A 23,684-nucleotide genomic window follows, 5' to 3' on the forward strand; every position below is an offset into this window, starting at 1 on the left:
ACACTCCTTATTTTGAATTTTGTTCTCTAACTACAACACGTGTTCCTTCGACTTCAATAATTTTTACTGCGGTATCTTTCATAATAAATGATCCTTCAGAAACCGCATCGATACGTTGATTATCTAAGACAATAATACCAGAAGGACGTAGGTCGGTTAATGTTGTTGCATTTTGACCTACTAAATATGTGTTATCATTGTGTGATGTATAACCAGATTCTTTGCTTGTCGAATCTTTTAAAACCACTTGATCAAACAGACTAATTCTTTTTTTGAAAAATTTCACTAAAATCACCCATTCAATTACTGTTAATATCATAGCGATGATTACATTGAATAACATCATTGAAAGATTGTCACCCATTGTAATCAAACTAAATGTAACAAGTAACAATCCAATAATTCCAAGTATTGCTCCTACTATAAAGAGTTCAATGACTATAAATAAAACACCAATAATAAAAGTTGAAAGCGTCACTAATGAGATACTACCTTGAATGATAAAGCCTAAAAAAATCATTAATAAGGCTATGAAACCAACAATCCCCGCAAAATTGATTCGACGTGAATAAAGTTGGTAAAGAAAGCCTAAAAAAGTGATACAAGTTAGAAATAACGACACCTCTTGTGATGTTAGCCAGTTTGCAATATCGAGAAACAAACTTGACTTTTGGAATACAGAAAAGTGACCGAGTGTATGTATAATTATTATAATAAGCATTTGCACCTCACTTTCATACTTAGTAGTATACATTAAAAAAATAAAATCTAATAGTTGAATTCCTATATTTAAGTAAAATTTAAACTTTTGGGAGTATATTATTTCAAATAATATAAGCAAAAAGGATTAAGACACTATGTTAATAAGATGTGTTTATGAAAAAAGAGATTGAAACCTTTAGACATTTGCTACAGGAAGCCTATTTAGAATCCCATTAGCAAGCTATAGTTTCAATCTCTATATATATTAATCTTAATGTTGAGGGAGTTCAACACAAAATTAATTATCTGAATTTACGCTTACGTGCAGCTTCAGATTTTTTCTTACGTTTAACACTCGGTTTTTCATAAAATTCGCGCTTACGAACTTCTTGAATTGTACCGCTTTTTGAAACTGATCGTTTAAAACGACGTAATGCATCTTCTAATGATTCGTTTTTACGAACTACTGTTTTAGACATCTGTATTTCCCTCCCTCCAAATATCAAGAAAGCTTTAATCTTATTTGCATGATTATTCAACCATGTAAACATTAGTATAAATTAAATCTTTATATTGGTCAATCTACAAAGTTACATTTTTTTAATAAAATTTTAAATTTGAATGATCTAAGCTATCAAACTAATACTTTTTGTTCTGTGTCGTTTGAAGCATGCTGAACAGTGCGTATTAAAGCACCTTTGTTAAGTGGATATCCAGATTTTTTAACTTTTACTTTACAAATCTCGCCAATTAAAGATTCATGACCTTCAAACTCAACCTTCATATAATTATCAGCATAACCGACTAAAACGCCATCGCGAGACCCTTTTTCTTCAGGGATTACTTCTAAAACGCTATTTTCAAAGCGTGATGCATAAGTTTTAGCAAGTTGATTACTTAATTCAATGAGTTTGTGAACACGCTTGTTTTTGATGTTTTCATCAATTTGATTATCCATCCGTGCAGCTGGTGTGCCAATTCTTGGCGAATATGGAAAAACATGTAATTCTGAAAATTGATGTTGTACTATAAAATCATAAGTTTCTTGAAATTCCGCTTCTGTTTCGCCGGGAAATCCTACAATAACATCACTCGTAACGGCTAACCCAGGAAGAGCAGCATGTAGTTTTTGTAACCGCTCTGAAAAGTGTGACATAGAGTATTTACGTCGCATTCTCTTAAGTACAGTATCCGAACCAGATTGTAGAGGGACATGAAGGTGTCTTACCACTTTTTGAGATTGTTTAAGTACTTCGATGACTTCATCTGTTAGTTGACTTGCCTCAATTGACGAGATACGTATTCGCTCAAGACCATCAACTGATTCAAGATCGCGTAAGAGTTGAGCTAAGTTATAGTTTTTTAAATCTTGTCCATAACCACCTGTATGAATACCAGTTAATACTATTTCTTTATAACCGGAATTAACAAGCTGTGTGGCTTGTTCAATCACTTTTTCAGGATCACGTGAGCGCATTAAACCACGAGCCCATGGAATAATACAAAATGTACAGAAATTGTTACAACCTTCTTGAATCTTTAAAGACGCTCTTGTACGGTCTGTAAAATAAGGTACATCTAATTCTTCGTAAGTACGGTTTTTCATTATATTACTTACACCATTGATAGGTTGGCGTTCTTTATTAAACTGTTCAATATATGTAAGTAACTTATGACGGTCTTGAGTTCCAACTACGATATCGACTCCAGGAATTTCCATAATTTCAGCTGAAGATGTTTGTGCATAACATCCAGTGACACAGATGACAGCATCAGGATTTTTGCGAATGGCGCGTCGTATGATTTGACGGCTCTTTTTATCTCCTGTGTTAGTTACCGTGCATGTATTAATAACGAATACGTCTGCATTTTGTTCAAAGTCGACGCGATCGTATGAAGATTCTTTAAATAATTGCCAAATTGCCTCAGTTTCATAATGGTTAACCTTACAACCTAAAGTATGAAAAGCTACTGTTGACATATATTCACCCCATTAAATCTATTTCATAACTTATAGCACTTAATGCATAAAGTGGTGCAGTTTCAGCTCTTAAAATTCTAGGCCCTAATGCAATTTTTATTGCTTTATCACTGAATAAATTAATTTCTTCTGATGAAAAGCCACCTTCAGGACCGAAAATGAGTAGAATATGGGAATCTTTATCTAAATTTTGGATAACTTTTTTAAAATTAGATTTTTCACCATTTTTGGCTGTTTCTTCGTATGCTATAAGTACATAGTCATATTTGTTTATCATATCATAAATAGCATTTAAATTCGAGATATATTTCACTTCCGGAATCATTTGACGATAACTTTGTTCAGCTGCTTCTTTGACTATTTTTTGCCATCTATCAAGTTTCTTATTCACTTTAGATTCTGTTAATTTAACAATTGAACGATCCATATGAGTCGCTATAAAAGATGTAGCACCTAATTCTGTTCCCTTTTGCAAGAGCCACTCATATTTATCTGACTTTATAAGTCCGCTACAAATTGTAATCTCAACAGGTAGTTCTGTATGAATATTTATCAATTCCATTGTCATGATTTCAATTGAATCATCTGTGCTTAATATTTTAGATTTATAAGTACCATTTAAAAAGTTAATAATAATTTCATCATTAACTGACAAACGCATTACATTTTTTATATGATGGATATCTTCTTTTTGAGTGATAAAAAAACGCTGATGACATTCAGCGTTTTCTTTTAAAAAATAACGTTGCATTAGATTTTCACCTTCTGACCTGTAATACATATCCAACCACTGTCGCGTTGAATGTTTTGAATTTGAAACCCAGCTTCTTTCATTTGTGATACGATGTCTGTTTCCCGTTCTTCAATGATACCTGAAGCAATAAATATACCATTAGCATTTAAGTGAGAATATGCATCAGGTATCATTTTTTCGATTATATGTGCCAAAATATTTGCAATAATAACATCATAAGTCTCGACTTCATTTTCTAATAGATTTCCTGTCGATGTTTCAATAGCATGCAAGCAATGATTTTTTTCAAAATTTTCTTTAGCTACTTTTACAGCCATTTCATCTAAGTCGATGGCTTTAATTGATTGTGCGCCTAAAAGAAAAGAAGCAATACTTAATATACCTGACCCAGTACCCACATCAATGACACGATGTTTAGGCTGTATCACTTTTTCTAATGCTTTTAAACACAAACTTGTTGTAGGGTGATCTCCAGTGCCGAAAGCCATACCTGGATCAAGTTCGATATATAAATATTTATCGTCTCTTTCGATTAATTCCCAACTAGGAATGATGAAAAAGCGGCTTGAAGCTTGAAAAGGATGAAAGTAATTTTTCCATTCATTTTCCCAATCTGATTCTTTTATTTCGGTTGCTCGAATAGATAGCACTGTTTTGTCAACAATATCATTATTTAATAAAAGTTGCTCAATTTGATTGTTTAATCCGATATAATATTGTTCTTCATTGAAATAACCTTTAATAATGATATGCTTTTCTGGATAATCGTCTGGGTTCAGGTCAAAAATTTCTCCGAATCGATCTTCTCGTTCTTTATATATTTCATTAGAATCTTCAATCGCAACACCATTGGAACCAAAGTCCTGTAGAATTGATGAGGCTAGCGTTTCGGCATCTTGATTAACAGTAACAGAAAGTTCAATCCAATTCATAGTTTATTCTCCTTTAAAGAAACGTCTAGCTTTATCTTTGAAATTAGAAGATTGCTCACTTATTTCTTCGCCACTTGCACTTGCAAATTCTCTAAGTAAATCTTTTTGTCGGTCATTTAATTTAGTTGGTGTTTCGACAATAATATTAACAAACAAGTCGCCGTAACCATAGCCATGTACATTTTTGACACCTTTACCTTTTAAGCGAAATTGTTTTCCTGACTGTGTGCCGGAAGGAATCGTAAGCATAACATGACTATTTAGTGTTGGGATTTTAACTTCATCTCCTAATGCAGCTTGTGAAAAGCTGATTTTATGTTTATATAGGATGTCATCCCCTTCTCTGATAAATTTATCAGACGGTTTCACACGGAAGATAATAAATAAATCTCCAGACGGTCCACCATTTTCGCCAGGTGATCCTTGATTTGCTAATCTGATTTGTTGATCATTGTCTACACCTTCAGGTACAGTGACTTGCAATTTAACATTTTTCGTTTCTGTTCCTTTACCGTGACATGTTGGGCAAGCTTCTTCAAATTCTTGACCAGACCCATTACATTGAGGGCACACTTTTTCAGTTCTAACTCGACCTAAAATAGTATTTTGTTCAACTGATACATGGCCCGCACCATTACAATATGAGCATGTTTTTTTCTTAGTACCTGGTTTGGCACCATCACCGTCACAAGTGTGACAAGTTACATCTTTTCGTATAGAGATTTCTTTTTCTGTACCAAACACAGCTTCTTCAAATGTAACAGTCATCGTATATTGTAAATCATCGCCGCGTCTAGGTGCGTTGGGATCACGTTGACGTTGAGCGCCACCAAAGAATGAACTGAAAATATCTTCGAAGCCGCCTCCGCCAAAACCTGAAAAGTCCTGACCACCAAAACCTTGCCCGAAGCCACCATTTTGTGCCCCCGCATGACCAAATTGATCATAGTTTGCACGCTTATTATCATCACTTAGCACTTCATATGCTTCGCTAATTTCTTTGAATTTTTCATCTGCGCCTTCTTCTTTATTAATATCTGGATGATACTTTTTTGATAATTTACGATAGGCTTTTTTGATTTCATCTTTAGAAGCACCTTTATTAACACCTAAGACTTCATAATAATCTCTTTTTGCCAATACAATCTCCCCTTTTTATTTTATAAGGATAAAAAGAGGCTGGGACGAATGAATGTCCTAGCCCCTTTTTGAGCGACTTGTCATAGTCAGTTTAAAACGTGTGATACATTATTTTTTATCATCATCGTTAACTTCTTTAAAGTCAGCATCTTCAACTGTATCATCTTGTTGAGAAGCGTCATTACCTTGAGCATTTTGAGCTGCTTGTTGTGCTTGCTCATAAACTTTCATAGATAATTGTTGGATTACTTGTTCTAATTCAGATTTTTTAGTTTTGATGTCTTCAATATCTTCGCCTTCAAGCGCTGATTTTAAAGCATCTTTTTTATCTTGAGCATCTTTTTTATCTTCTTCACTTACATTTTCTCCAAGATCTTCTAATGTTTTATCAACTTGGAAGACTAATTGATCAGCTTCGTTACGTAAATCTACTTCTTCGCGTCGTTTTTTGTCAGCTTCAGCATTTTGTTCTGCATCTTTCACCATGCGATCAATTTCTTCGTCTGAAAGTGATGATGAAGATTCAATTGTAATGTTTTGTTCTTTATTAGTACCTAAATCTTTAGCAGTAACGTTAACGATACCATTTTTATCAATGTCAAATGTAACTTCGATTTGAGGCACACCACGTGGTGCTGGTGGAATATCAGTTAATTGGAAACGACCTAACGTTTTGTTGTCTTGAGCCATTGGACGTTCCCCTTGTAGAACATGGATATCTACTGCTGGTTGATTATCTGCCGCTGTTGAATAAACTTGTGATTTTGAAGTTGGGATTGTTGTGTTTCTTTCAATTAGCGTATTCATGCGTCCACCCATAATTTCAATACCAAGTGATAAAGGTGTTACGTCTAATAGAACAACATCCTTAACGTCACCAGTGATTACGCCACCTTGAATTGCAGCACCCATAGCTACTACTTCGTCAGGGTTTACACCTTTGTTTGGTTCTTTGCCAATTTCTTTTTTAATTGCTTCTTGAACTGCTGGAATACGAGTAGATCCACCAACTAAAATGACTTCATCAATATCAGAGTTAGATAATCCAGCATCTTTCATTGCTTGACGTGTAGGTCCCATAGTTTTTTGAATTAACTCATGAGATAATTCTTCAAATTTTGCACGTGATAACGTTGTTTCTAAATGTAATGGCCCCGCTTCTCCTGCAGATATGAAAGGTAATGAAATTTGTGTTGAAGATACACCAGATAAGTCTTTTTTAGCTTTTTCAGCTGCATCTTTTAGACGTTGAAGCGCCATTTTATCTTTAGATAAATCAACACCATTTTCTGATTTGAATTCATTGACTAAGTGATCAATAATAACTTGGTCAAAGTCATCACCACCAAGTTTATTATCACCAGCAGTAGCTAGTACTTCAAATACACCATCGCCTAATTCTAGGATAGAAACGTCAAATGTACCGCCACCAAGGTCAAATACTAAAACTTTTTCATCTTTATCAGTTTTATCTAATCCGTATGCCAATGCTGCAGCAGTTGGCTCATTTATAATACGTTCTACTTCAAGACCGGCTATCTTACCAGCATCTTTTGTAGCTTGACGTTCACTGTCATTAAAATATGCAGGGACAGTTATAACAGCTTTTTCAACTTTTTCACCTAAATAACTTTCTGCAGTGTTTTTAAGGTTTTGTAAAATCATTGCTGAAATTTCTTGTGGTGTATAATCTTTACCTTCAATATTTTCTTTATGTTGTGTCCCCATATGACGTTTAATTGACTGAATCGTGTTAGGGTTAGTGATTGCTTGACGTTTTGCCACTTCACCTACTTGTGTTTCACCATTTTTAAAAGCAACAACTGATGGAGTTGTTCTTGCACCTTCAGGGTTTTGAATAACTTTTGGTTCATCTCCTTCTAAAACAGCTACACAAGAGTTAGTTGTACCTAAGTCAATTCCAATTACTTTACTCATACTCAAATTCCTCCTAATTTTCAAACATAATTATTTTTACATATATCCATTTATTCGTCAAAAATTATTGGTTTACTTTCACCATTGAAGCGCGTAAAACGCGATCTTTTAATTGATAACCGGGTTGTAATTCTTCTGTAATGGCACCGGATTCAAAATCAGGATTATCGTCTTGAACAACTGCCTGATGATAATTAGGGTCAAATTGTTCACCTTCAGCTTTAATTCGCTCTAAGCCATTATTTTTTAAAGCTTGTAATAGACTTTCATAAACCATTTCAACGCCTTTTTTTAATGATACGAAAGATTCATCATCGCCTTCAATTTTTAAAGCGCGTTCAAAATTATCTAGTGTAGGCAATATATCACTTAAAACGCTTTGAGATTGATATTTTTTTTGAATATCACTTTCGTTTTGAATGCGACGTTTATAATTCTCAAATTCAGCATACAATCGTAAGTACTTTTCCTGTTCTTGTTCAACTTGAGCTTTCAAATTTGATATTTCTTCATCTTTAGGATCTATCTCTTCGTTTTCTTCTTGTTGAGATGGCGTTTTACTTTCTTCATCAGTTTGTTCAACTGTTTGATTCTGATTTTTTTCGTTCTCTAAAATCGCTTCTGACGATTCAACTTGAGATTCATCTTTTGATTGATCTGGGTTGATTGGTTCGTTGTTTTCTGACATTTTCAAACCTCCAATAGACGTTCCATTGATTCTAAAATTTTATGAAATTAGATTTAATAAGTTTATGACACTTTGATAACGCATCGCAGTAGGACCAATTACAGCAATGTAGCCTTTGACATTATCATCAATCTGATAGGGTTTAGTGAGTATAGCTATATCTCGAAAATCCGACTCAATTTCCGATCCAATCTTTATGGATATAGGATCTTCAGAAATATTCCGAATTAAATCAGTAATCTGATTTGATTCAATGTACTTGAGAATAGGTTGAATGGATCTTACAGTAGATTCATCTAGACCTTCTATGAGTTGATTTTTTCCACCTAAATACACACGAGATGATTCTGAAGACTGATATTGCTGGATTAATAAATATACCCTTAACAATAACTGAGTCTCTTCATCACTAAAACCTAATAATCTGTACGCATCAATATGATTTTTTTGACCGTTTCTTAAAAATTCCTGGTAGTTTTGAGATATAAAATTTGAAACCTTCGTTATCGATAAGTCACTAATTGGGACTTGAACAGATACGTGTAATTGCTTAACGTGTCCAGTATCAAATATTAAAACTACTATTAAATGTTTAAGACTAACTTTGATTAATCGTATGTCTAGAATGGTTGCTTTAGAGTGGTCTGGTCCTATCACTAATGTTGTATAGTGCGATTGATTTGAAAATACTCTAGCAAAATATTCCAACGTTGATGAAATGTCAAAATGGTGTTCCATAAACATTCCATACATATCTAAATTATGAGCACTATCTTCATTTAGGGGTTGCTCTAACAATTGTTTGGCATATACACGAAATCCAGATTCAGAAGGTATGCGTCCAGATGATGAATGTGTCTTTTCAATCAACTTCATGCCCTCTAAGAATTTCATTTCATTACGAATTGTTGCTGGGCTGACATTTAAATCATGCCTTTGAATAATTGTGTTAGAGCCAATTGGATGCCCTAATTCAACATAATCTTCAACAATAGCATTTAAAACACTGAATTGTCTCTGAGTAATCATGTTTTCACCTCGTTAGCACTCTTCCCTATCAAGTGCTAACTATAATTTAACAAATTGGTCAAAGTAAGTCAATGTTAAAGCATTGGAAAGTTATATTTTAATAAAAGATTCAAAAACTTCATTTCCAATGACTTTACCTCTCTCAGTCAATGCAATACTTTCACTATTATTGATAATAAGATTTTCACTTGAAAGCTGGTTCAATTCATCGCGATATATCTCCTCAACTTCAAGCCCAAATTTATTCTTAAATCTAGACTTATTTACGCCATTAGTCATACGTAATCCTAAAAACATTTCTTCTTCTATTTGTTCTTTGATAGATATTTTGGATTCAGTTAATCTTGGCAACTGATTGGATTTAATCTTATTGATATAGTGACCAACTGGCTTTACATTTGTATATCTTACGTTGTCTATATAACCACTTGCACCAGCACCAAATCCATAATAATGTTCATTTTTCCAATATACTTGATTATGAACTGACTCATGTCCCTTTTTTGCAAAATTCGAAATTTCATACTGATGTAATTCACTTCTATGAATGCGATCAATTAATAACTTGTACATATTTTCTCCAATATCTTCATCAGGTAAACTCAATTTGCCTTTGCGATATAAATTATAAAATTGAGTTTGAGGTTCGATGATTAAACCATAACTTGAAATATGGTCAATATCTAATTGAAGCGCCTGATTTAAACTATCTTCAAATTGTTGCAAAGATTGACCTGGTAAATCGTACATTAAATCTAAACTTATGGATGGTATTTGGTATTTCCGTGCAATTTTTATGGCATTATAAATATCTTCTGGTTGATGACTTCTTCCTAATGAATTTAATAGATGTGGATCAAAAGTTTGAACGCCTAATGATAAGCGATTGACACCATACTTTTTTAATAAAGCAATTTTAGATTCTGTCAATTCATCCGGATTAGCTTCAAAAGTATATTCATCACGAATATTAAATCGACGCCCAATTGCGTTCAGTAAAGTTTCGAGTTGAACTTCTGAGAGTGCTGTTGGAGTACCTCCTCCAACAAATATTGTATTTAATTGAGTGGTATGAGCGCTTTCCATTTCTTTAATTAAGCAGTTGATATAATCATCCACTGGTTGGTTTTGAATAAAATATTTATTAAAATCACAGTAAGTACAAATTTTGGTACAAAAAGGGATATGGATATATGCACTTTTAATACTCATAAGTCCTCCTTAAAAAACACCCCCATCCACATCGAATCATGTGGAATGGGAGCATATCACTAATCTTCGTCCATTTTCAAAACAGCTAAAAATGCATCTTGTGGTATTTCTACATTGCCGACAGCTTTCATTTTTGCTTTACCAGCTTTTTGTTTCTCTAATAATTTACGTTTACGACTAATGTCTCCACCATAACATTTGGATAGAACATTTTTACCCATTGATTTGATATTTGTTCTTGCAACAATTTTATGCCCGATTGCTGCTTGGACTGGTACTTCAAATTGTTGTCTTGGGATAAGTGTCTTTAATTTCTCAACAAGTACCTTACCACGTTCATATGCAAAGTCTCTATGAACAATAAAACTTAAAGCATCGACCTTTTCGCCATTTAATAAAATATCCATTTTAACTAAATTACTTTCTTTATTTTCGATGAATTCGTAATCAAATGATGCATATCCTTTTGTATTTGATTTTAATTGATCAAAAAAGTCAAATACGACTTCAGATAAAGGCAGCTCATAAACAATATTAACACGAATATCATCAAGATAATCCATATTTATAAACTGTCCACGTTTACGTTGGCAAAGTTCCATTACAGCACCGACATAGTCATTTGGAACCATCATTGTAGCCTTAACATAAGGTTCAAAAACTTTCTCAATTTGATCACGCTCAGGCATTTGCGCTGGATTGTCTACCAAAATTTCATCACCATTACGAAGTTGAACAGTATAAATTACAGATGGTGCTGTTGCGATAAGTTCAATACCAAATTCGCGTTCAATACGTTCCTGAATAATTTCCATATGCAACATACCTAAAAATCCAGTTCGGTATCCAAATCCAAGTGCTTTAGAAGACTCTGGTTCAAATTCGAGAGAAGCATCGTTGAGTTGAAGTTTTTCCAAAGCTTCACGCAAGTCATTGTAATCTTTGTTATCAATAGGAAAAAGTCCACAATAAACCATAGGATTCATTTTTTTATATCCTTTTAAAGGGGTGTCGGCAGGATGATTTGCTAATGTAATCGTATCCCCTACACGTGAATCATCTACATTTTTAATATTTGCGATAATATATCCAACGTCACCAACTGATAATTCGTCAGTTGGCATCTGCTTAGGCGTATTAATTCCTACTTCGTTAACTTCAAACGTTTTGCCCGTTGCCATCATTTTAATTTGGTCACCAGGCTTAACGACACCTTCAACAATTCTAATTGATGAAATAACGCCTCTATAAGGATCATATTCAGAGTCGAATATTAATGCTTTTAATGGTGCGCTAGGATCTCCTTCTGGTGGAGGGACTATTTCAACAATCTTTTCTAAAATTTCTTCAATACCTATATTGGACTTGGCGCTAGCTAATACAGCATCATCTTTATCAAGCCCAATGACTTCCTCTACTTCATTTTTGACACGCTCTGGTTCAGCTGCTGGTAAATCAATTTTATTGATAACAGGTACCAACTCTAAATCATTATCGAGTGCTAAATATACGTTTGCTAAAGTTTGTGCTTCTATGCCTTGAGCTGCATCGACTACAAGAATAGCACCTTCACATGCTGCAAGTGATCGAGACACTTCATATGTAAAATCGACATGTCCTGGTGTATCAATCAAATGAAAAGTATAAGTTTCACCATCTTTAGCATCGTACTTTAATCGTACTGCATTAAGTTTAATTGTAATACCACGTTCTCTTTCCAGATCCATAGAATCTAACAATTGTGCTTGCATCTCACGAGATTCAACTGATTTCGTATTTTCAAGTATTCTATCAGCAAGTGTTGATTTCCCGTGATCGATATGTGCAATGATTGAAAAGTTTCTGATATATTTCAGTCTATTGATTCGTTCTTGATTATCCATATCATTCTACTCACTTTCATTAAGTTCCCAACTTATATAACTATTACATCTTTGATATGATAACGTTTTTAGACTATAAATGCAAATCACTCATTCAAGTCATGTGTTAAATCAAAGTATACATTTTTTGATTATAAAAACAGCATCATTTAGAAATAATCATTGCACATTACTATGACTTTTGATAGAATAAATTTTGTTGTAATCAAATTCATTTTGATGCCAAGAAGACTATAGGAGGTGTCTCACATGCCAAATATTAAATCTGCTATTAAACGTGTAAGAAAAACAGAAACAACTGAACTTAAAAACATTTCTCAAAAAAATGACATGCGTTCAGCTGTGAAACGTGCTAAACAAGCAATTGAATCTAACGCTGATAATAAACAAGAATTAATTAGTCAAGCTGTTAAACGTATTGACAAAGCATCACAAAGTCATTTAATACATTCAAACAAAGCTGACCGAATGAAATCTAAATTAATGTCAGCTAAATAATACTTGAACCTTGAGGAGTCTCAAGGTTCTACTGTCTACAAGGCCATTGCCTTTGTAGACAGTTTTTTTAGGTTCTATAGTAAATCGGACTGGTGTATAAATAATTTCATTTATTTGATTGTTCCATAAAGCCTCGCTTTTCTAGGCGCCTCACCTCAACTCATTTTAAGATTGAACTTACCCAATCTTAAAATGGATTTTCGGTTACGGCAAGATGCCTCAGAAGTCTCGGCTTAGGAAACAATCAAATGTGCTATATTTATTCACACCCCTAAGTTATAAAATATGTTTTACCAACTCAATTTTACTGATTTATGTTGTATTAAAAGAGGCATTAATGTTCAAGACTTTATGAACACACAACAAAAAAGGCGTTAAGCAATCCATTATTGCATAACGCCTTAATTTAATGCGACCAGTCCGATTTACTATAGAACCTTTTTTATAGATGTTGATTCGAAGTATACGCTTCACTATATAGGACGTTACTAATCAGCTGCAAGAAGGTGGTTGACTTTTTACATATTATAATGGTTAAACTAGCAGTTATCGTTTTTCTAAAATGAGCCGCTCTTAGATTCTTTACCGAAGACTATGTTTTTTATACAGATAATATAAATAGTTCTAATATTAAGGCTTTATCTAAATAAGAAGATTTAAGTTTATAATCTGTTTCAGCACACTTATTAATCACTTCTAAAAGTGATTTTAAATGGTATTTTCTAGATTGACTGAGTGCAAGTTTAACGCGATATGGATGAACATTTATCGTTTTGGCAATTTGGGTAGGGCTATACCCTTTTTCACTGAGTATTTTGGTTTGATAGTAAATTCTGTATGTACTTGTAATTAATGCCAATAACTTAATAGGTTCTTCCTTTAATTGAATCAAGTCTTTCATAAGTGAAATGGCTTTTTCTTTTTGCCCTTTTTGAATGTATTCAGTTAATAAAAACACATTTTGTTCTAAACTACGATTCACAATGAGTTCAATATCTTTTTTGGAAATCGTAGGTCGTTCCCCAATATAAAGTAATAGTTTATCGAGTTCTTGTTGAATAATGCGATAGTGAATGCCTGTTAGACCCAAAAAGTATTCAAGTTCTTCTTGATTAATTGCTTTACTTTCTTTTTGCAAATAAGAAGATATCCATGCTTTCATCTCTTCTTCTGACAATTGCTCGATTTTTTTGATATTAGCCACTTTTTTAACCGATTTAACTAATTTTTTTCTTTCGTCTAATTTCAGAGAATGCACCTGAAATATCATTAAAGTGTCGGAATCATAATTTTCAACAAAATTAATGAGTTGTGTCAATGATGTTTTCATCTCTTGAGGTATTTTTTCTCCTGTGAAAATAAATGCATTTTGTACTAGCACAACTTTTTTATCAGAAAATAGAGGTAGTGTCATTGCTTCCTCCATTATTTGATTAATATTTGCTTCATAAAGGTTATATTTAACAAAGTTAAAATCATCTTTTGGAACCTTTTTTAGATATTTTTGGATGAGTTGATCAGTTTCTTTTTCAATCAATTCGGGCACATCGCCATAAATAACGTTAATTTGAGACATTATTTAAATTCCTTTCCAACGTATCATCAATAGCGTTATTATAACATGATTTATCCAACTATATGACTATTTCTCATTTGTTATAAAGTAATGATTATCTTGAAAAATGATAGATATATGGCTATTTTTGGAAGTGTTGTATGTTTTGATATCTAATGAGTTCAACCTTTTTAAAATTTCAGGATGAGGAAGATGATAAACATTGTTTTGTCCAGAAGAAATTAATGCCACTTTAGGATGAATTGTTTTTAAAAATTTTTCAGAACTACTTGTTTTACTACCGTGATGACCTACTTTTAATAATTCAATTGTCGGTAATGAATACTTTGATAAAAGCTGTTTTTCATTTAATTCAGTTGCATCTCCCATAAGTAATGTATCAATATTGTTAAAGCTAGCTAATGTGACAATAGAATGTTCGTTCGGATCATCACTATTTTGAATATCTGTATTGTAAAATTTGAATGTAAATTCACCTAACTGAATTTGGTGTTGATTTAGGTATGATTGAACTTTAATATCTCTTTCATTCGATAGTTGTATGATTGTTTTTAACTTTTCTTTATCAAACTTATTGGGGTTAATGATAATTTGTTTAATTTTAATCGCATCTACTAAATGCTTTAGTTCTCCAATATGGTCTTGATGATCATGCGTAAGGACTAGATAATCAATTGTTCGAATGCCTCTTTTCTTAAACAATGGTAATATTCTTTTTTCTGAAATATTATAAGTTGAGTTAAATGCTTTTAATCTTTCATTTTTACCTCCTGTGTCGATCATTAGTTTTTTACCGTTTTGACTTTCAAATAAAATGCTATCTCCCTGACCAACATCGATAACTGTCATTCGATTAACGTGATGAGTCATAAAAATTGAAGACATGTATATCAAAACGAACATCATAGACAGCGCTAAAAAATAGCGATTATATTTACACAGAAGCATCAATATAAACATGAAGACTACAAATATAAAATAACCTACTTCACCAGCGTGAGGTATAAAAAAGTGTATAGCTGTCATAGGATTAAATATAAATATTAAGCATTGCTCCAGGTGAAATAAAATATAAAATGGGGCTTCAAATAAAAAGAGTAATTGCGGGGCCATCACGCCAAATAAAACAGTACAAAATGCAAAGGGAAGTATCAATGTACAATACAATGGAATAAAAAATACATTTGTAATCAGGCCTAACCATTGAAATTCATTCAAATGATGATATGAGATAGCTAGTGTTCCAATGGTAGAAAGAAAACTAGTAATGAATAGGACTTTAATAAATGATAAGTGTATATAGCACTTTTGTAAAAAGATAAGTAAAAAACAAATTGTAAAAGAGAATTGGAATCCTATATGATAATGCAATTGAGGCTCAAAAAAGCTTAATAGCAAATATGTGACTAATAATAAATGAAGGCTAGCAATGTGAAGCCATTTTGAAAAAACTAAACCTAACATCGTCATGAATACAGCGCGTTCGGCACTTGGAGAATAACCAGTAAAAATTAAGAATACCGGTAAAATGATCAAAAGGGTCAATTTAACTATAAATCTAGGGATAGGCATTCGTTTTAAAAGATTATTCAACAGAAACGTAAATATACCGACGTGTGTACCGCTAATAGCATATAAATGAGAAATACCGAGACTACGTATAATCTCTCTATAATTGTGATCTAAAAATTGAGTTTGGCCTGTAATAAGTGCGATTATAGTTCTCTTGCCATGAATATTTGAATTCATTATGCGTTCAGTTGCGATGTTTTTATAATATTCTATTCGATTCATTAGATTTGGTTTTCTTTTAAAACATTGTGCTGTTTGAAGGGTTTTGATAGTGAAATATGCCGGTGCTCCTTTGATTGATGAAGGCTTGATTTTGCCTTCGACAGTACATGAATAATTTAATATAAAGGAAGCATTAGGCCGATACATACGTTTAAGGTTATAAGAAGACAAAATGAAGTGATTATGGTTAGACGTAATATTAGCGGTGTATTGATTATTTTTGATTAGAGGGAGACTATTGAAGTCAATGTTCATTTTTATACTTATGGGAGATGGGAAATTAATTTGGGGATGCTGTTGGGAGTTGTATTCTTTTAGCATATAAGATTCAACGTTATAACCTAAAATGCTTACAAATACGATTAGTATATAAAATGGAATTGGATATTTTTTAAAAACCATACTGCATGTTAATGTTAAGAATAAAAAACATGCAGTATACAAATGGTGATAAAAAATCTGTCCGATTACATAACTTAAAAGTAAGTAAATCATGCTTCATCTAAAAACATTTGAGCAATATGGTTTGCATCAAAAGGAACTTTTTCAAATTTCACACCAGACTGCTGTAATAATTCAATTGCGTATGGATGATTACGATAGTCTTGTGCATAATATATAGTTTTAATACCCGCTTGAATTATTGATTTAGTACAATTTAAGCACGGAAAATGAGTGACATATATAGTCGCGTTTTCAGTTCGGACACCTTGCTTTGAACATTGTAATAATGCATTCATTTCTGCGTGTATAGTTCGAATACAATGCCCATTTTCAATTAGACAGCCGTCGTCTATACAATGTACTTCACCAGCAACAGAGCCATTATACCCTCCAGCAATTATGCGATTGTCCTTAATAATTGTTGCACCGACAGATAGTCTTTGACACGTTGAGCGTAATGATAGTAAATGTGCTTGCGCCATAAAGTAATCATCCCATTTGATTCGATCCATATGTATCACCTCTAATATTACTTTAATTGAATCAAGTTGATTATAACTAAACTATTAAAACGAAGCGAGTAAATCATCATTAAACTACAAAATACTCTTTTAAATTTTCAAACGTTTTATCGCCAATGCCCTTAACTTCTTTCAATTCATCGATTGATTGAAATTGACCATGTTCTTCTCTATACATCAAAATAGTCTGAGCTTTTGCAGGCCCTATACCTGGTATTTCAGTTAAATCTGATTCTTCTGCTGTATTTAGGTTAATGGGTTGCGTTTTATTTTGACTTTGAGATGAATGATGAGCTGTTGAAGAAGTCGTATCATTCTTTGAAGGTATAATAATCATCTTTTGATCAGTCAATCGTTCTGCGAGATTAACTTGAGTTAAATCAGCATCGGAACGCAATTGTGCTTTGTTAACAAGCTGCTGTACTCTATCGTTAGACTTCATAGTATAAGTATTGGGATTTTTGACAGCACCTTTTATATCAACAATAATTTCGATATTTTTTTGGCTTGCATTTTCTGTTTGTTTTTCATGAGTTGATGTATCTTCTAGCACTGTTTCATCTATTAAGTCTGAAGGTGCTGATGCATTTTCATCAGCTTTAAATTGATTAAATAGTAAAACTGCCACTAAAACAAGTAGAACACTAATGATAATGATAAAGACTTTGTATTTCGATAGAAAGTCGTTTAATAAGTTTAACTGATTAATAAAAAGCACCCCTTTCATACTGATACATGTATAAAAGAGGTGTTTTACTTTATTTTTTTGCTATGAAAAACAAGCGATTGCTTTCTGGATTTTGATTCTCAAAATCAAAATCATAGAAAGTTTTAATATCTTTAAAACCAATCAATTTTAACATTTCTAGGTACTGATCTTTTTCTAAAACCACTTGAAAATGTGTTTCGTCATAGCGTGTATATTGTCCAGAATCGTCATTTTTTATAAAAAACGTTAAATCATGATAAATACTATTGGGTAATTCGCCATGTTCAGCTTTCCAAACTAATGTTAATGATTCTCTATCATCTACGTATAGTTGGTTGTCAAATTGCGTGATAACTTTATACAATGTATGTACATCAAAGATTAAAGTGCCTCCCTCATTTAAATGATGAAATACGTGATTAAATGTATTCATCACCTCTTCTACTTCGGGCACGTAATTTAAAGAATCACATAGTATTGTAATCATATCAAACGATCTATCTAAATGAAGGTCACTCATATCACCAGTTACCCACGTTACATCATTTGATTTTCTCGCAGCTATTTGTAACATTTCTGCACTAAGATCCATACCATATACATTAGGAAAAATATGTGTTAATTGACTAGTCAAAGTCCCTGTGCCACATCCCAAATCTAATATGGATTGATAATTATTTTTGACAGCGATTTCTTTGATTAAGTTCAACCACAAATCATAGGGCTGATCATTTGAAAGGATATCATAAAAATGACTCAAATTTTGATATTGCATTATCTTTGTATAGCCTCTTGATAGCCTAACATTTCTGCATCGCTGTACAATTTTTCGATATTATAATAATAACGTTCATCTTTATGAAAAACGTGAACAACAACATCTACTAAATCAATCAAAATCCAACGCCCTTCATTAAATCCTTCAATTCTTTTAACCTCTATACCCATTTCATGTGCTGCATCTTTAACAGATTTTGCAATAGCTTGGACTTGACGTTCATTATTACCATGACAAATAACAAAGTAATCAGTAACATCTGAAATTTCTTTCATTGTAATAGATACAATATCTTCTGCTTTTTTATCGTCTGCAGCTTTAATGCTTAAAGTTAATAGTTCTTTCGAATTCATTTAATCATCCTTTATTTAGATTCATTTAAATTATAATAATTAAGGCAATCAATTGTTCTCTGATATACCGTAACATCTTTAGAGACAAGATACATAACGGTACGTTTAGATATTTCGTAAATTGTACGATCTAAGCCTTTGCCACTATAGACAAAAGAGCGAATCTCATCGACACCTGGTGTTTTACGTCCAGGTTCGATATAATCAGCGATAAAAACCAGCTTTTCTGTTTTTGTCATATTTTTTCGTCCTGTTGTATGGTTAGCAATGGCTAATAAAATCTCCTTATCTGAAATATGATATTGATGTTCCATAATTGCAGCACATACTGGGCCGTGTAAAATTTCTGTACCGTAACTTAAAAGATTAGAATCAAGTTCGTACTCGGTCACCTTTTGATATAATGAACTTAAATCATCATACTTACAAAAGTCATGTAAAATTCCTGCTAACTCAGCTTTTTGGGCATCACCTTCATATATCTTAGAAAGTTTTACAGCTGTTTCAGCTACACGAATAGAGTGATCGAATCGTTTTTGAGGTAACTTTTGTTCAACAAGTTCTATTGCAAACGCCTTATCCATATAAATCTTCCTCCAAAATATACTTTTCAATATTCAACGGTACCCACATATGGATGGTTTGATGCGATTGTCGTCGTTTTCTAATTTCTGTAGAACTTATTTCCATGTTAGGTATGTTCACATTTAAGATTGAGTCATCAACGATTGTTTTTTCTTGACCTCGATTGACGACAATAAACGTTACAAACGATTTAAGCTCTTCAATCCGATACCACTTATTTAATTGTAAATATTGGTCGGTACCAATCACAAAAAAGAGTTTTGCATTTGGATGCTTCTTATCAATCGTTTTCATCGTATCAAAAGTAAAACTTTCGCCTTTTCTTTCAATCTCATCCAAATATATTGTGCCGAATCCTAAATTTTCAATAACCAGTTCAACCATTTTTATTCGGTGCTTTACGTTGATGGGATTTTCCACTTTTTTTAAAGGCGATATATAACTAGGCACAATATAAAAATAATCTGGTTTAATTTGCGCATTAACTTCACTAATAATCATTTCATGTGCACTATGAATTGGATTAAACTGTCCTCCGTAGACAACTATTTTATCCATTAAGGTAACTCGATTTGTTTGCTTTCTTTAGATTCTCTATATAAAACAATCATAGAACCAATTAACTGCACCAAATGACTATTAGTTTGCACGCTTAACTCATTTGCAAGTTCTTGCTTATCGTCTAAGTTGTTTTGTAAAATATGAATCTTAATTAATTCTCTTTTTTCAAGTGTCTCATCTAATTGTGTAATCATATTTGAGTTAATACCAGACTTCCCAATTTGAAAAATAGGGTCAATATGGTGTGCTTTGCTTCTTAAATATCTTTTTTGTTTACCTGTTAAAACCATAAAAGCCTCCTTATTTATAAATATTTTAAAACTGTATTTTTCATTACATCAATATTTGCCTGTTGATTTGTCCAAATTTTAAAACTTTCGGCTCCCTGATATATAAACATATCAAGACCATTATAAATCTCATTACCATTTTGATATGCTTGCTTTAAAAATTCAGTTTCAAAAGGTGTATATATAATATCACACACTAATATTTCCGGTCGTATGCCTGCCAAATTTAGAATAGTATCATTAGATTGATGCATACCTAGTGGTGTTGTGTTAATAATAATATCATAAGTATTAATATAGTGAGGCACATCATCTAATGACATCGTCTTAACATCAAAATCCCAGTTGTTAAATCTTGAGAGAGTACGGTTGGCTACGGTAATAGGGTTCTGATTTATTAATTTTAAAGCATATGCAATCCCTTTACTAGCACCACCAGCACCTAAGATGAGAATATGTGCTTTCTCTAATTGTGGATACTTGTTTTTTAACCCTTTTACAAATCCACTGCCATCAGTATTATAACCAAACCAACGATTATTCATAATTTTAACGGTATTGACTGCCCCTATTGCTTTCGCTTCAGGTGAAATCTCGTCAAGGTATGGGATAATGCGCTCTTTATGCGGTATCGTGATATTAAAGCCGTTTAAATTTCGCTCAGAAATAATATCTTTAATATGATGAAAATGCTTTGGATTAATATCTAAAGCCTCGTAATTATAATCAAGTTGCAAACTTTTAAAATTTGCATTGTGCATGACAGGTGACAAAGAATGTTTAATAGGATGTCCAATGACTGCAAATTTCAATATATCACCTCCTACATTATCGAAGGTCTTAAAACAACATCAACTGATTTAGGAACTGTTACTGTAACTGTAGCGCCTTCATCTATTGTAATAAACCCAAGTCCTGAGATTATGACATCATTCTTTCCATTTTCAGTTTTAAGTTGAACTTTTTTCAATTCTTCAAAATTAAAATCTTTAGCATTTGAAGGAGGACTCAAAATATGACCTATTTGTTCTTTCCACAGTTGATCCGCTTTTTCTAGCTTTGTACGATGGATTGGTAAATCATTTGAGAAATAACAAATTAATGAGCGACGCCCTCCTTTAATATAGTCAATTCTCGCAAGACCACCCAAAAATAAAGTTTGCGATTCGTTTAATTGAAAAACACGCTGCTTAATTTCTTTTTTAGGTATAATTGTATTTAATTCTTTAGTTGTGACTAAATGTGTCATTTGATGTTCTTGTATAATGCCCGGTGTATCAAAAATAAGGCTTGTGTCATCAAGTGGGATATCAATCATATCTAATGTTGTCCCAGGAACTTTAGATGTTGTTACAACATCCTTTTCCCCAACGCTTTCTTCAATTAGCCTATTGATAAGTGTGGACTTTCCAACGTTTGTCGTTCCAACAATATATACGTCTTCGTTTTGTCTATATTTATCAATTGAAGCCATTAATTCTTTTAAGCCATGACCTTTCATAGCCGATATCAGAACAACATCGTCTGCATATAAGCCATAATTTTTGGCCGATTGTCTAATCCATTCTGTGACACGACGCTTATTTATTTGTTTAGGTAATACGTCTATTTTATTTGCTGCCAGAATGATTTTCTTATTACCAACAATTCTTTTTATAGAATGGATAAAAGATCCTTCAAAGTCAAATACGTCTACTATATTTACGACAATACCTTTTTTGTCTGCTAAATTATTTAAAAGTGTTAAAAAGTCTTCACTTTCCATACCAACATCTTGAACTTCATTATAATTTTTTAATCTAAAACAACGTTGACAGATAACATCTTCTTCATTTAAACGCGATTGCGGAACATATCCAGGTGCGTTTTTGTTTTCGCTTTGTAACACAGCACCACAGCCTATACACTTATGAACTTCAGTCAATGATTATTCCTCCCACTTTATAAAACCTTTACGCTTAAAATAATTTAAAAGTCGACGCTCAATAAGACGGTTGCATTTTGTGGCAAAGCCATCAGAATTTTTAACTGGAACAACCATAATCGTGTATAATCCATTACGATTTCCACCAAATACATCTGTTAACATTTGGTCCCCGATGACAACGACTTCATCATGATTTAATCCCATTTGTGAAGATGCTTTTCTTAATGATTTACCTAAAGGTTTTCGAGCTTTAAAAATATAATCGACATTTAATGATTGACAAAATGATTTAACACGCTTTTCATTATTGTTTGAAACAACAGTTACCTGTATCCCTTTTTCATCTAGAGCTTTAAACCAATTTTTTACCTTTGGTGTAGGTTCAGCCTCATCCCAACCTACAAGTGTATTATCCAAATCAGTAATAACACCCTTTATTCGTCGCTTTTGTAATTCATCAAAATCAATTTCATAAATAGATTTTACATATTGATTTGGTAAAAATAAACGTTTAATCATGCACGTGTTTCCTCCAACTTTCTTTAGTTCATTCATACAATTATAACACAATTTATATTACAAAAATAAAGCTTATAATAAATTAATTAATTCTATAACCATTTGACTTGAAGCTTTAGAGGCAACTTTTAAAAATGCATCGAAAGTCATATTTGCTTCTGCATCTGCTAAATCAGAAATTGCTCGCGTAATGATAAATGGTACTTTAAACTGATAACATGTTTGTGCAATTGCTGCTGCTTCCATTTCTGCTGCAATTGCGGTAGGAAAATGTTGTAATATGAATTGACGTTGTTCATTAGTTCCGATAAAACTATCGCCTGAAACAATCAATCCTTCTTTTACATTTGAATTGGTATTTTTTAACGCTTGCTCAACTTTTTCGTATAAATATGAGTCAGCCTTATAACTTTCAGGCATTCCTGGGATTTGGCCCATATGATAACCAAATGCTCTAGCATCTGCATCATGATAACTGACTTCTGAACTGATTACAACATCACCAAGCGCCATCCCACCTTGTAAAGCCCCAGCAGACCCTGTATTGATAATATAATCTGGATTAAAACAGTGAATTAACAGTGTGGTTGCCATTGCTACATTTACCTTACCAATTCCACTTTGAATTAATACAACATCTTTATTTTCAAGGCTCCCTCTATAAAACAGTGTATGTGCGATTTGTTGCACTTCTAAATTCGTCATACGTTCTTTTAAAATATGAACTTCTTCTTCCATCGCTCCAATAATACCAATCATTTATTTTAACTCCTTTTGTATGTTTTTAATATATAATGAGTCTTTAAATTACGAAATCAGTTGTTATTTTATCATATTCAGTCTTATTAAGTCGTTGATAACTCTAAAAAA

At 32.6% G+C, this 23,684-nt stretch carries 25 protein-coding genes; 1 reads left to right on the plus strand and 24 read right to left on the minus strand.

Features of this window, described 5'->3' with window-relative positions; translation table 11 throughout:
- Positions 1-7: 7 nt before the first annotated feature.
- The 11 genes from C7J90_RS09460 to lepA all read right to left on the minus strand — a co-directional run bounded on the left by C7J90_RS09460 (position 8) and on the right by lepA (position 12,259).
- Entirely contained in the window at positions 8-721 is a 714-nt protein-coding gene (locus C7J90_RS09460) for an NfeD family protein (RefSeq protein ID WP_103208093.1), read from the minus strand.
- 283 nt (positions 722-1,004) lie between these two features.
- Positions 1,005-1,181 carry a 30S ribosomal protein S21 gene (gene rpsU, locus C7J90_RS09465; RefSeq protein ID WP_002471046.1) on the minus strand — a complete coding sequence of 59 codons (177 nt, stop codon included), beginning with the start codon at positions 1,179-1,181 and terminating at the stop codon, positions 1,005-1,007.
- Positions 1,182-1,336: 155 nt separating this feature from the next.
- Positions 1,337-2,683 carry a tRNA (N(6)-L-threonylcarbamoyladenosine(37)-C(2))-methylthiotransferase MtaB gene (gene mtaB / locus C7J90_RS09470; protein ID WP_103209485.1) on the minus strand — a complete coding sequence of 449 codons (1,347 nt, stop codon included), beginning with the start codon at positions 2,681-2,683 and terminating at the stop codon, positions 1,337-1,339.
- Positions 2,684-2,687: 4 nt separating this feature from the next.
- Entirely contained in the window at positions 2,688-3,434 is a 747-nt protein-coding gene (locus tag C7J90_RS09475) for a 16S rRNA (uracil(1498)-N(3))-methyltransferase (protein ID WP_103209487.1), read from the minus strand.
- Positions 3,434-4,369, minus strand: a complete 936-nt coding sequence (gene prmA, locus C7J90_RS09480) for a 50S ribosomal protein L11 methyltransferase (RefSeq protein ID WP_103209488.1) — start codon at positions 4,367-4,369, stop codon at positions 3,434-3,436. Before prmA ends, C7J90_RS09475 begins: the two co-directional genes overlap by 1 nt.
- 3 nt (positions 4,370-4,372) lie before the next feature.
- Positions 4,373-5,509 carry a molecular chaperone DnaJ gene (gene dnaJ, locus C7J90_RS09485; RefSeq protein WP_103209490.1) on the minus strand — a complete coding sequence of 379 codons (1,137 nt, stop codon included), beginning with the start codon at positions 5,507-5,509 and terminating at the stop codon, positions 4,373-4,375.
- Between the two features lie 108 nt (positions 5,510-5,617).
- A complete protein-coding gene (gene dnaK, locus C7J90_RS09490) occupies positions 5,618-7,447 on the minus strand; it encodes a molecular chaperone DnaK (protein WP_103209491.1) in 1,830 nt (609 codons plus the stop codon).
- Between the two features lie 64 nt (positions 7,448-7,511).
- The gene (grpE, locus tag C7J90_RS09495; RefSeq protein WP_103209493.1) at positions 7,512-8,135 is read right to left on the minus strand and encodes a nucleotide exchange factor GrpE; all 624 of its coding nucleotides are present in this window, start codon (positions 8,133-8,135) and stop codon (positions 7,512-7,514) included.
- A gap of 39 nt (positions 8,136-8,174) precedes the next feature.
- A complete protein-coding gene (gene hrcA, locus C7J90_RS09500) occupies positions 8,175-9,164 on the minus strand; it encodes a heat-inducible transcriptional repressor HrcA (RefSeq protein ID WP_103209495.1) in 990 nt (329 codons plus the stop codon).
- Between the two features lie 90 nt (positions 9,165-9,254).
- Positions 9,255-10,376, minus strand: coding sequence for a radical SAM family heme chaperone HemW (gene hemW / locus C7J90_RS09505; protein ID WP_103209497.1), 1,122 nt, complete (start codon positions 10,374-10,376; stop codon positions 9,255-9,257).
- Positions 10,377-10,435: 59 nt separating this feature from the next.
- Positions 10,436-12,259, minus strand: coding sequence for a translation elongation factor 4 (gene lepA, locus C7J90_RS09510; RefSeq protein WP_103209498.1), 1,824 nt, complete (start codon positions 12,257-12,259; stop codon positions 10,436-10,438).
- Between the two features lie 249 nt (positions 12,260-12,508).
- Here lepA and rpsT point away from each other — a divergent pair, with 249 nt between their 5' ends.
- Positions 12,509-12,757 (plus strand): 30S ribosomal protein S20, encoded by a 249-nt coding sequence (gene rpsT / locus C7J90_RS09515; protein ID WP_103209500.1) that lies wholly within the window; start codon positions 12,509-12,511, stop codon positions 12,755-12,757.
- 601 nt (positions 12,758-13,358) lie between these two features.
- Here the strand turns inward: rpsT and holA are convergent.
- From holA to C7J90_RS09580, 13 genes are all read right to left on the minus strand, one after another.
- A complete protein-coding gene (holA, locus tag C7J90_RS09520) occupies positions 13,359-14,336 on the minus strand; it encodes a DNA polymerase III subunit delta (RefSeq protein WP_416060878.1) in 978 nt (325 codons plus the stop codon).
- A gap of 63 nt (positions 14,337-14,399) precedes the next feature.
- A complete protein-coding gene (locus C7J90_RS09525; RefSeq protein WP_158701921.1) occupies positions 14,400-16,127 on the minus strand; it encodes a DNA internalization-related competence protein ComEC/Rec2 in 1,728 nt (575 codons plus the stop codon).
- A 491-nt stretch (positions 16,128-16,618) separates the two neighbouring features.
- Positions 16,619-17,083: a ComE operon protein 2 gene (locus tag C7J90_RS09530; protein ID WP_103209950.1), complete on the minus strand. Its 465-nt coding sequence runs from the start codon at positions 17,081-17,083 to the stop codon at positions 16,619-16,621.
- Between the two features lie 79 nt (positions 17,084-17,162).
- On the minus strand, positions 17,163-17,819 hold the full coding sequence (locus tag C7J90_RS09535) for a helix-hairpin-helix domain-containing protein (RefSeq protein ID WP_103209952.1): 657 nt from the start codon (positions 17,817-17,819) through the stop codon (positions 17,163-17,165).
- A gap of 31 nt (positions 17,820-17,850) precedes the next feature.
- Complete coding sequence (locus tag C7J90_RS09540) at positions 17,851-18,576, minus strand: class I SAM-dependent DNA methyltransferase (RefSeq protein WP_103209953.1); 726 nt, start codon at positions 18,574-18,576, stop codon at positions 17,851-17,853.
- The gene (gene rsfS / locus C7J90_RS09545) at positions 18,576-18,932 is read right to left on the minus strand and encodes a ribosome silencing factor (RefSeq protein WP_103209955.1); all 357 of its coding nucleotides are present in this window, start codon (positions 18,930-18,932) and stop codon (positions 18,576-18,578) included. Before rsfS ends, C7J90_RS09540 begins: the two co-directional genes overlap by 1 nt.
- Positions 18,933-18,943: 11 nt before the next feature.
- Positions 18,944-19,516 (minus strand): bis(5'-nucleosyl)-tetraphosphatase (symmetrical) YqeK, encoded by a 573-nt coding sequence (gene yqeK / locus C7J90_RS09550; protein ID WP_103209956.1) that lies wholly within the window; start codon positions 19,514-19,516, stop codon positions 18,944-18,946.
- A complete protein-coding gene (gene nadD, locus C7J90_RS09555; RefSeq protein ID WP_103209958.1) occupies positions 19,509-20,075 on the minus strand; it encodes a nicotinate (nicotinamide) nucleotide adenylyltransferase in 567 nt (188 codons plus the stop codon). The genes yqeK and nadD overlap by 8 nt, the downstream gene beginning before the upstream one ends.
- Positions 20,075-20,368: a ribosome assembly RNA-binding protein YhbY gene (gene yhbY, locus C7J90_RS09560; RefSeq protein WP_103209960.1), complete on the minus strand. Its 294-nt coding sequence runs from the start codon at positions 20,366-20,368 to the stop codon at positions 20,075-20,077. Before yhbY ends, nadD begins: the two co-directional genes overlap by 1 nt.
- A gap of 14 nt (positions 20,369-20,382) precedes the next feature.
- A complete protein-coding gene (gene aroE / locus C7J90_RS09565) occupies positions 20,383-21,180 on the minus strand; it encodes a shikimate dehydrogenase (protein ID WP_103209961.1) in 798 nt (265 codons plus the stop codon).
- An 11-nt stretch (positions 21,181-21,191) separates the two neighbouring features.
- On the minus strand, positions 21,192-22,292 hold the full coding sequence (yqeH, locus tag C7J90_RS09570) for a ribosome biogenesis GTPase YqeH (protein WP_103209963.1): 1,101 nt from the start codon (positions 22,290-22,292) through the stop codon (positions 21,192-21,194).
- A gap of 3 nt (positions 22,293-22,295) precedes the next feature.
- The gene (locus C7J90_RS09575) at positions 22,296-22,814 is read right to left on the minus strand and encodes a YqeG family HAD IIIA-type phosphatase (RefSeq protein ID WP_103209999.1); all 519 of its coding nucleotides are present in this window, start codon (positions 22,812-22,814) and stop codon (positions 22,296-22,298) included.
- A 72-nt stretch (positions 22,815-22,886) separates the two neighbouring features.
- Positions 22,887-23,573, minus strand: a complete 687-nt coding sequence (locus C7J90_RS09580; protein WP_106465140.1) for a 5'-methylthioadenosine/adenosylhomocysteine nucleosidase — start codon at positions 23,571-23,573, stop codon at positions 22,887-22,889.
- Positions 23,574-23,684: the final 111 nt, after the last annotated feature.

It is taken from the genome of Staphylococcus felis, from assembly GCF_003012915.1.
Classification (GTDB): domain Bacteria; phylum Bacillota; class Bacilli; order Staphylococcales; family Staphylococcaceae; genus Staphylococcus; species Staphylococcus felis.

What these genes read in the sequence shown, in the direction of transcription:
- C7J90_RS09535 (WP_103209952.1), bottom strand. Translation starts at nt 17,819, where the DNA reads ATGAAAGGGGTGCTTTTTATTAATCAGTTAAACTTATTAAACGACTTT.
- C7J90_RS09580 (WP_106465140.1), bottom strand. Translation starts at nt 23,573, where the DNA reads ATGATTGGTATTATTGGAGCGATGGAAGAAGAAGTTCATATTTTAAAA.
- rpsU (WP_002471046.1), bottom strand. Translation starts at nt 1,181, where the DNA reads ATGTCTAAAACAGTAGTTCGTAAAAACGAATCATTAGAAGATGCATTA.
- C7J90_RS09475 (WP_103209487.1), bottom strand. Translation starts at nt 3,434, where the DNA reads ATGCAACGTTATTTTTTAAAAGAAAACGCTGAATGTCATCAGCGTTTT.
- grpE (WP_103209493.1), bottom strand. Translation starts at nt 8,135, where the DNA reads ATGTCAGAAAACAACGAACCAATCAACCCAGATCAATCAAAAGATGAA.
- C7J90_RS09460 (WP_103208093.1), bottom strand. Translation starts at nt 721, where the DNA reads ATGCTTATTATAATAATTATACATACACTCGGTCACTTTTCTGTATTC.
- nadD (WP_103209958.1), bottom strand. Translation starts at nt 20,075, where the DNA reads ATGGATAAAATAGTTGTCTACGGAGGACAGTTTAATCCAATTCATAGT.
- rsfS (WP_103209955.1), bottom strand. Translation starts at nt 18,932, where the DNA reads ATGAATTCGAAAGAACTATTAACTTTAAGCATTAAAGCTGCAGACGAT.
- yhbY (WP_103209960.1), bottom strand. Translation starts at nt 20,368, where the DNA reads ATGGTTTTAACAGGTAAACAAAAAAGATATTTAAGAAGCAAAGCACAC.
- hrcA (WP_103209495.1), bottom strand. Translation starts at nt 9,164, where the DNA reads ATGATTACTCAGAGACAATTCAGTGTTTTAAATGCTATTGTTGAAGAT.
- mtaB (WP_103209485.1), bottom strand. Translation starts at nt 2,683, where the DNA reads ATGTCAACAGTAGCTTTTCATACTTTAGGTTGTAAGGTTAACCATTAT.
- C7J90_RS09530 (WP_103209950.1), bottom strand. Translation starts at nt 17,083, where the DNA reads ATGGATCGAATCAAATGGGATGATTACTTTATGGCGCAAGCACATTTA.
- dnaK (WP_103209491.1), bottom strand. Translation starts at nt 7,447, where the DNA reads ATGAGTAAAGTAATTGGAATTGACTTAGGTACAACTAACTCTTGTGTA.
- hemW (WP_103209497.1), bottom strand. Translation starts at nt 10,376, where the DNA reads ATGAGTATTAAAAGTGCATATATCCATATCCCTTTTTGTACCAAAATT.
- yqeK (WP_103209956.1), bottom strand. Translation starts at nt 19,516, where the DNA reads ATGGATAAGGCGTTTGCAATAGAACTTGTTGAACAAAAGTTACCTCAA.
- C7J90_RS09525 (WP_158701921.1), bottom strand. Translation starts at nt 16,127, where the DNA reads ATGAATCGAATAGAATATTATAAAAACATCGCAACTGAACGCATAATG.
- C7J90_RS09540 (WP_103209953.1), bottom strand. Translation starts at nt 18,576, where the DNA reads ATGCAATATCAAAATTTGAGTCATTTTTATGATATCCTTTCAAATGAT.
- C7J90_RS09575 (WP_103209999.1), bottom strand. Translation starts at nt 22,814, where the DNA reads ATGATTAAACGTTTATTTTTACCAAATCAATATGTAAAATCTATTTAT.
- lepA (WP_103209498.1), bottom strand. Translation starts at nt 12,259, where the DNA reads ATGGATAATCAAGAACGAATCAATAGACTGAAATATATCAGAAACTTT.
- prmA (WP_103209488.1), bottom strand. Translation starts at nt 4,369, where the DNA reads ATGAATTGGATTGAACTTTCTGTTACTGTTAATCAAGATGCCGAAACG.
- rpsT (WP_103209500.1), top strand. Translation starts at nt 12,509, where the DNA reads ATGCCAAATATTAAATCTGCTATTAAACGTGTAAGAAAAACAGAAACA.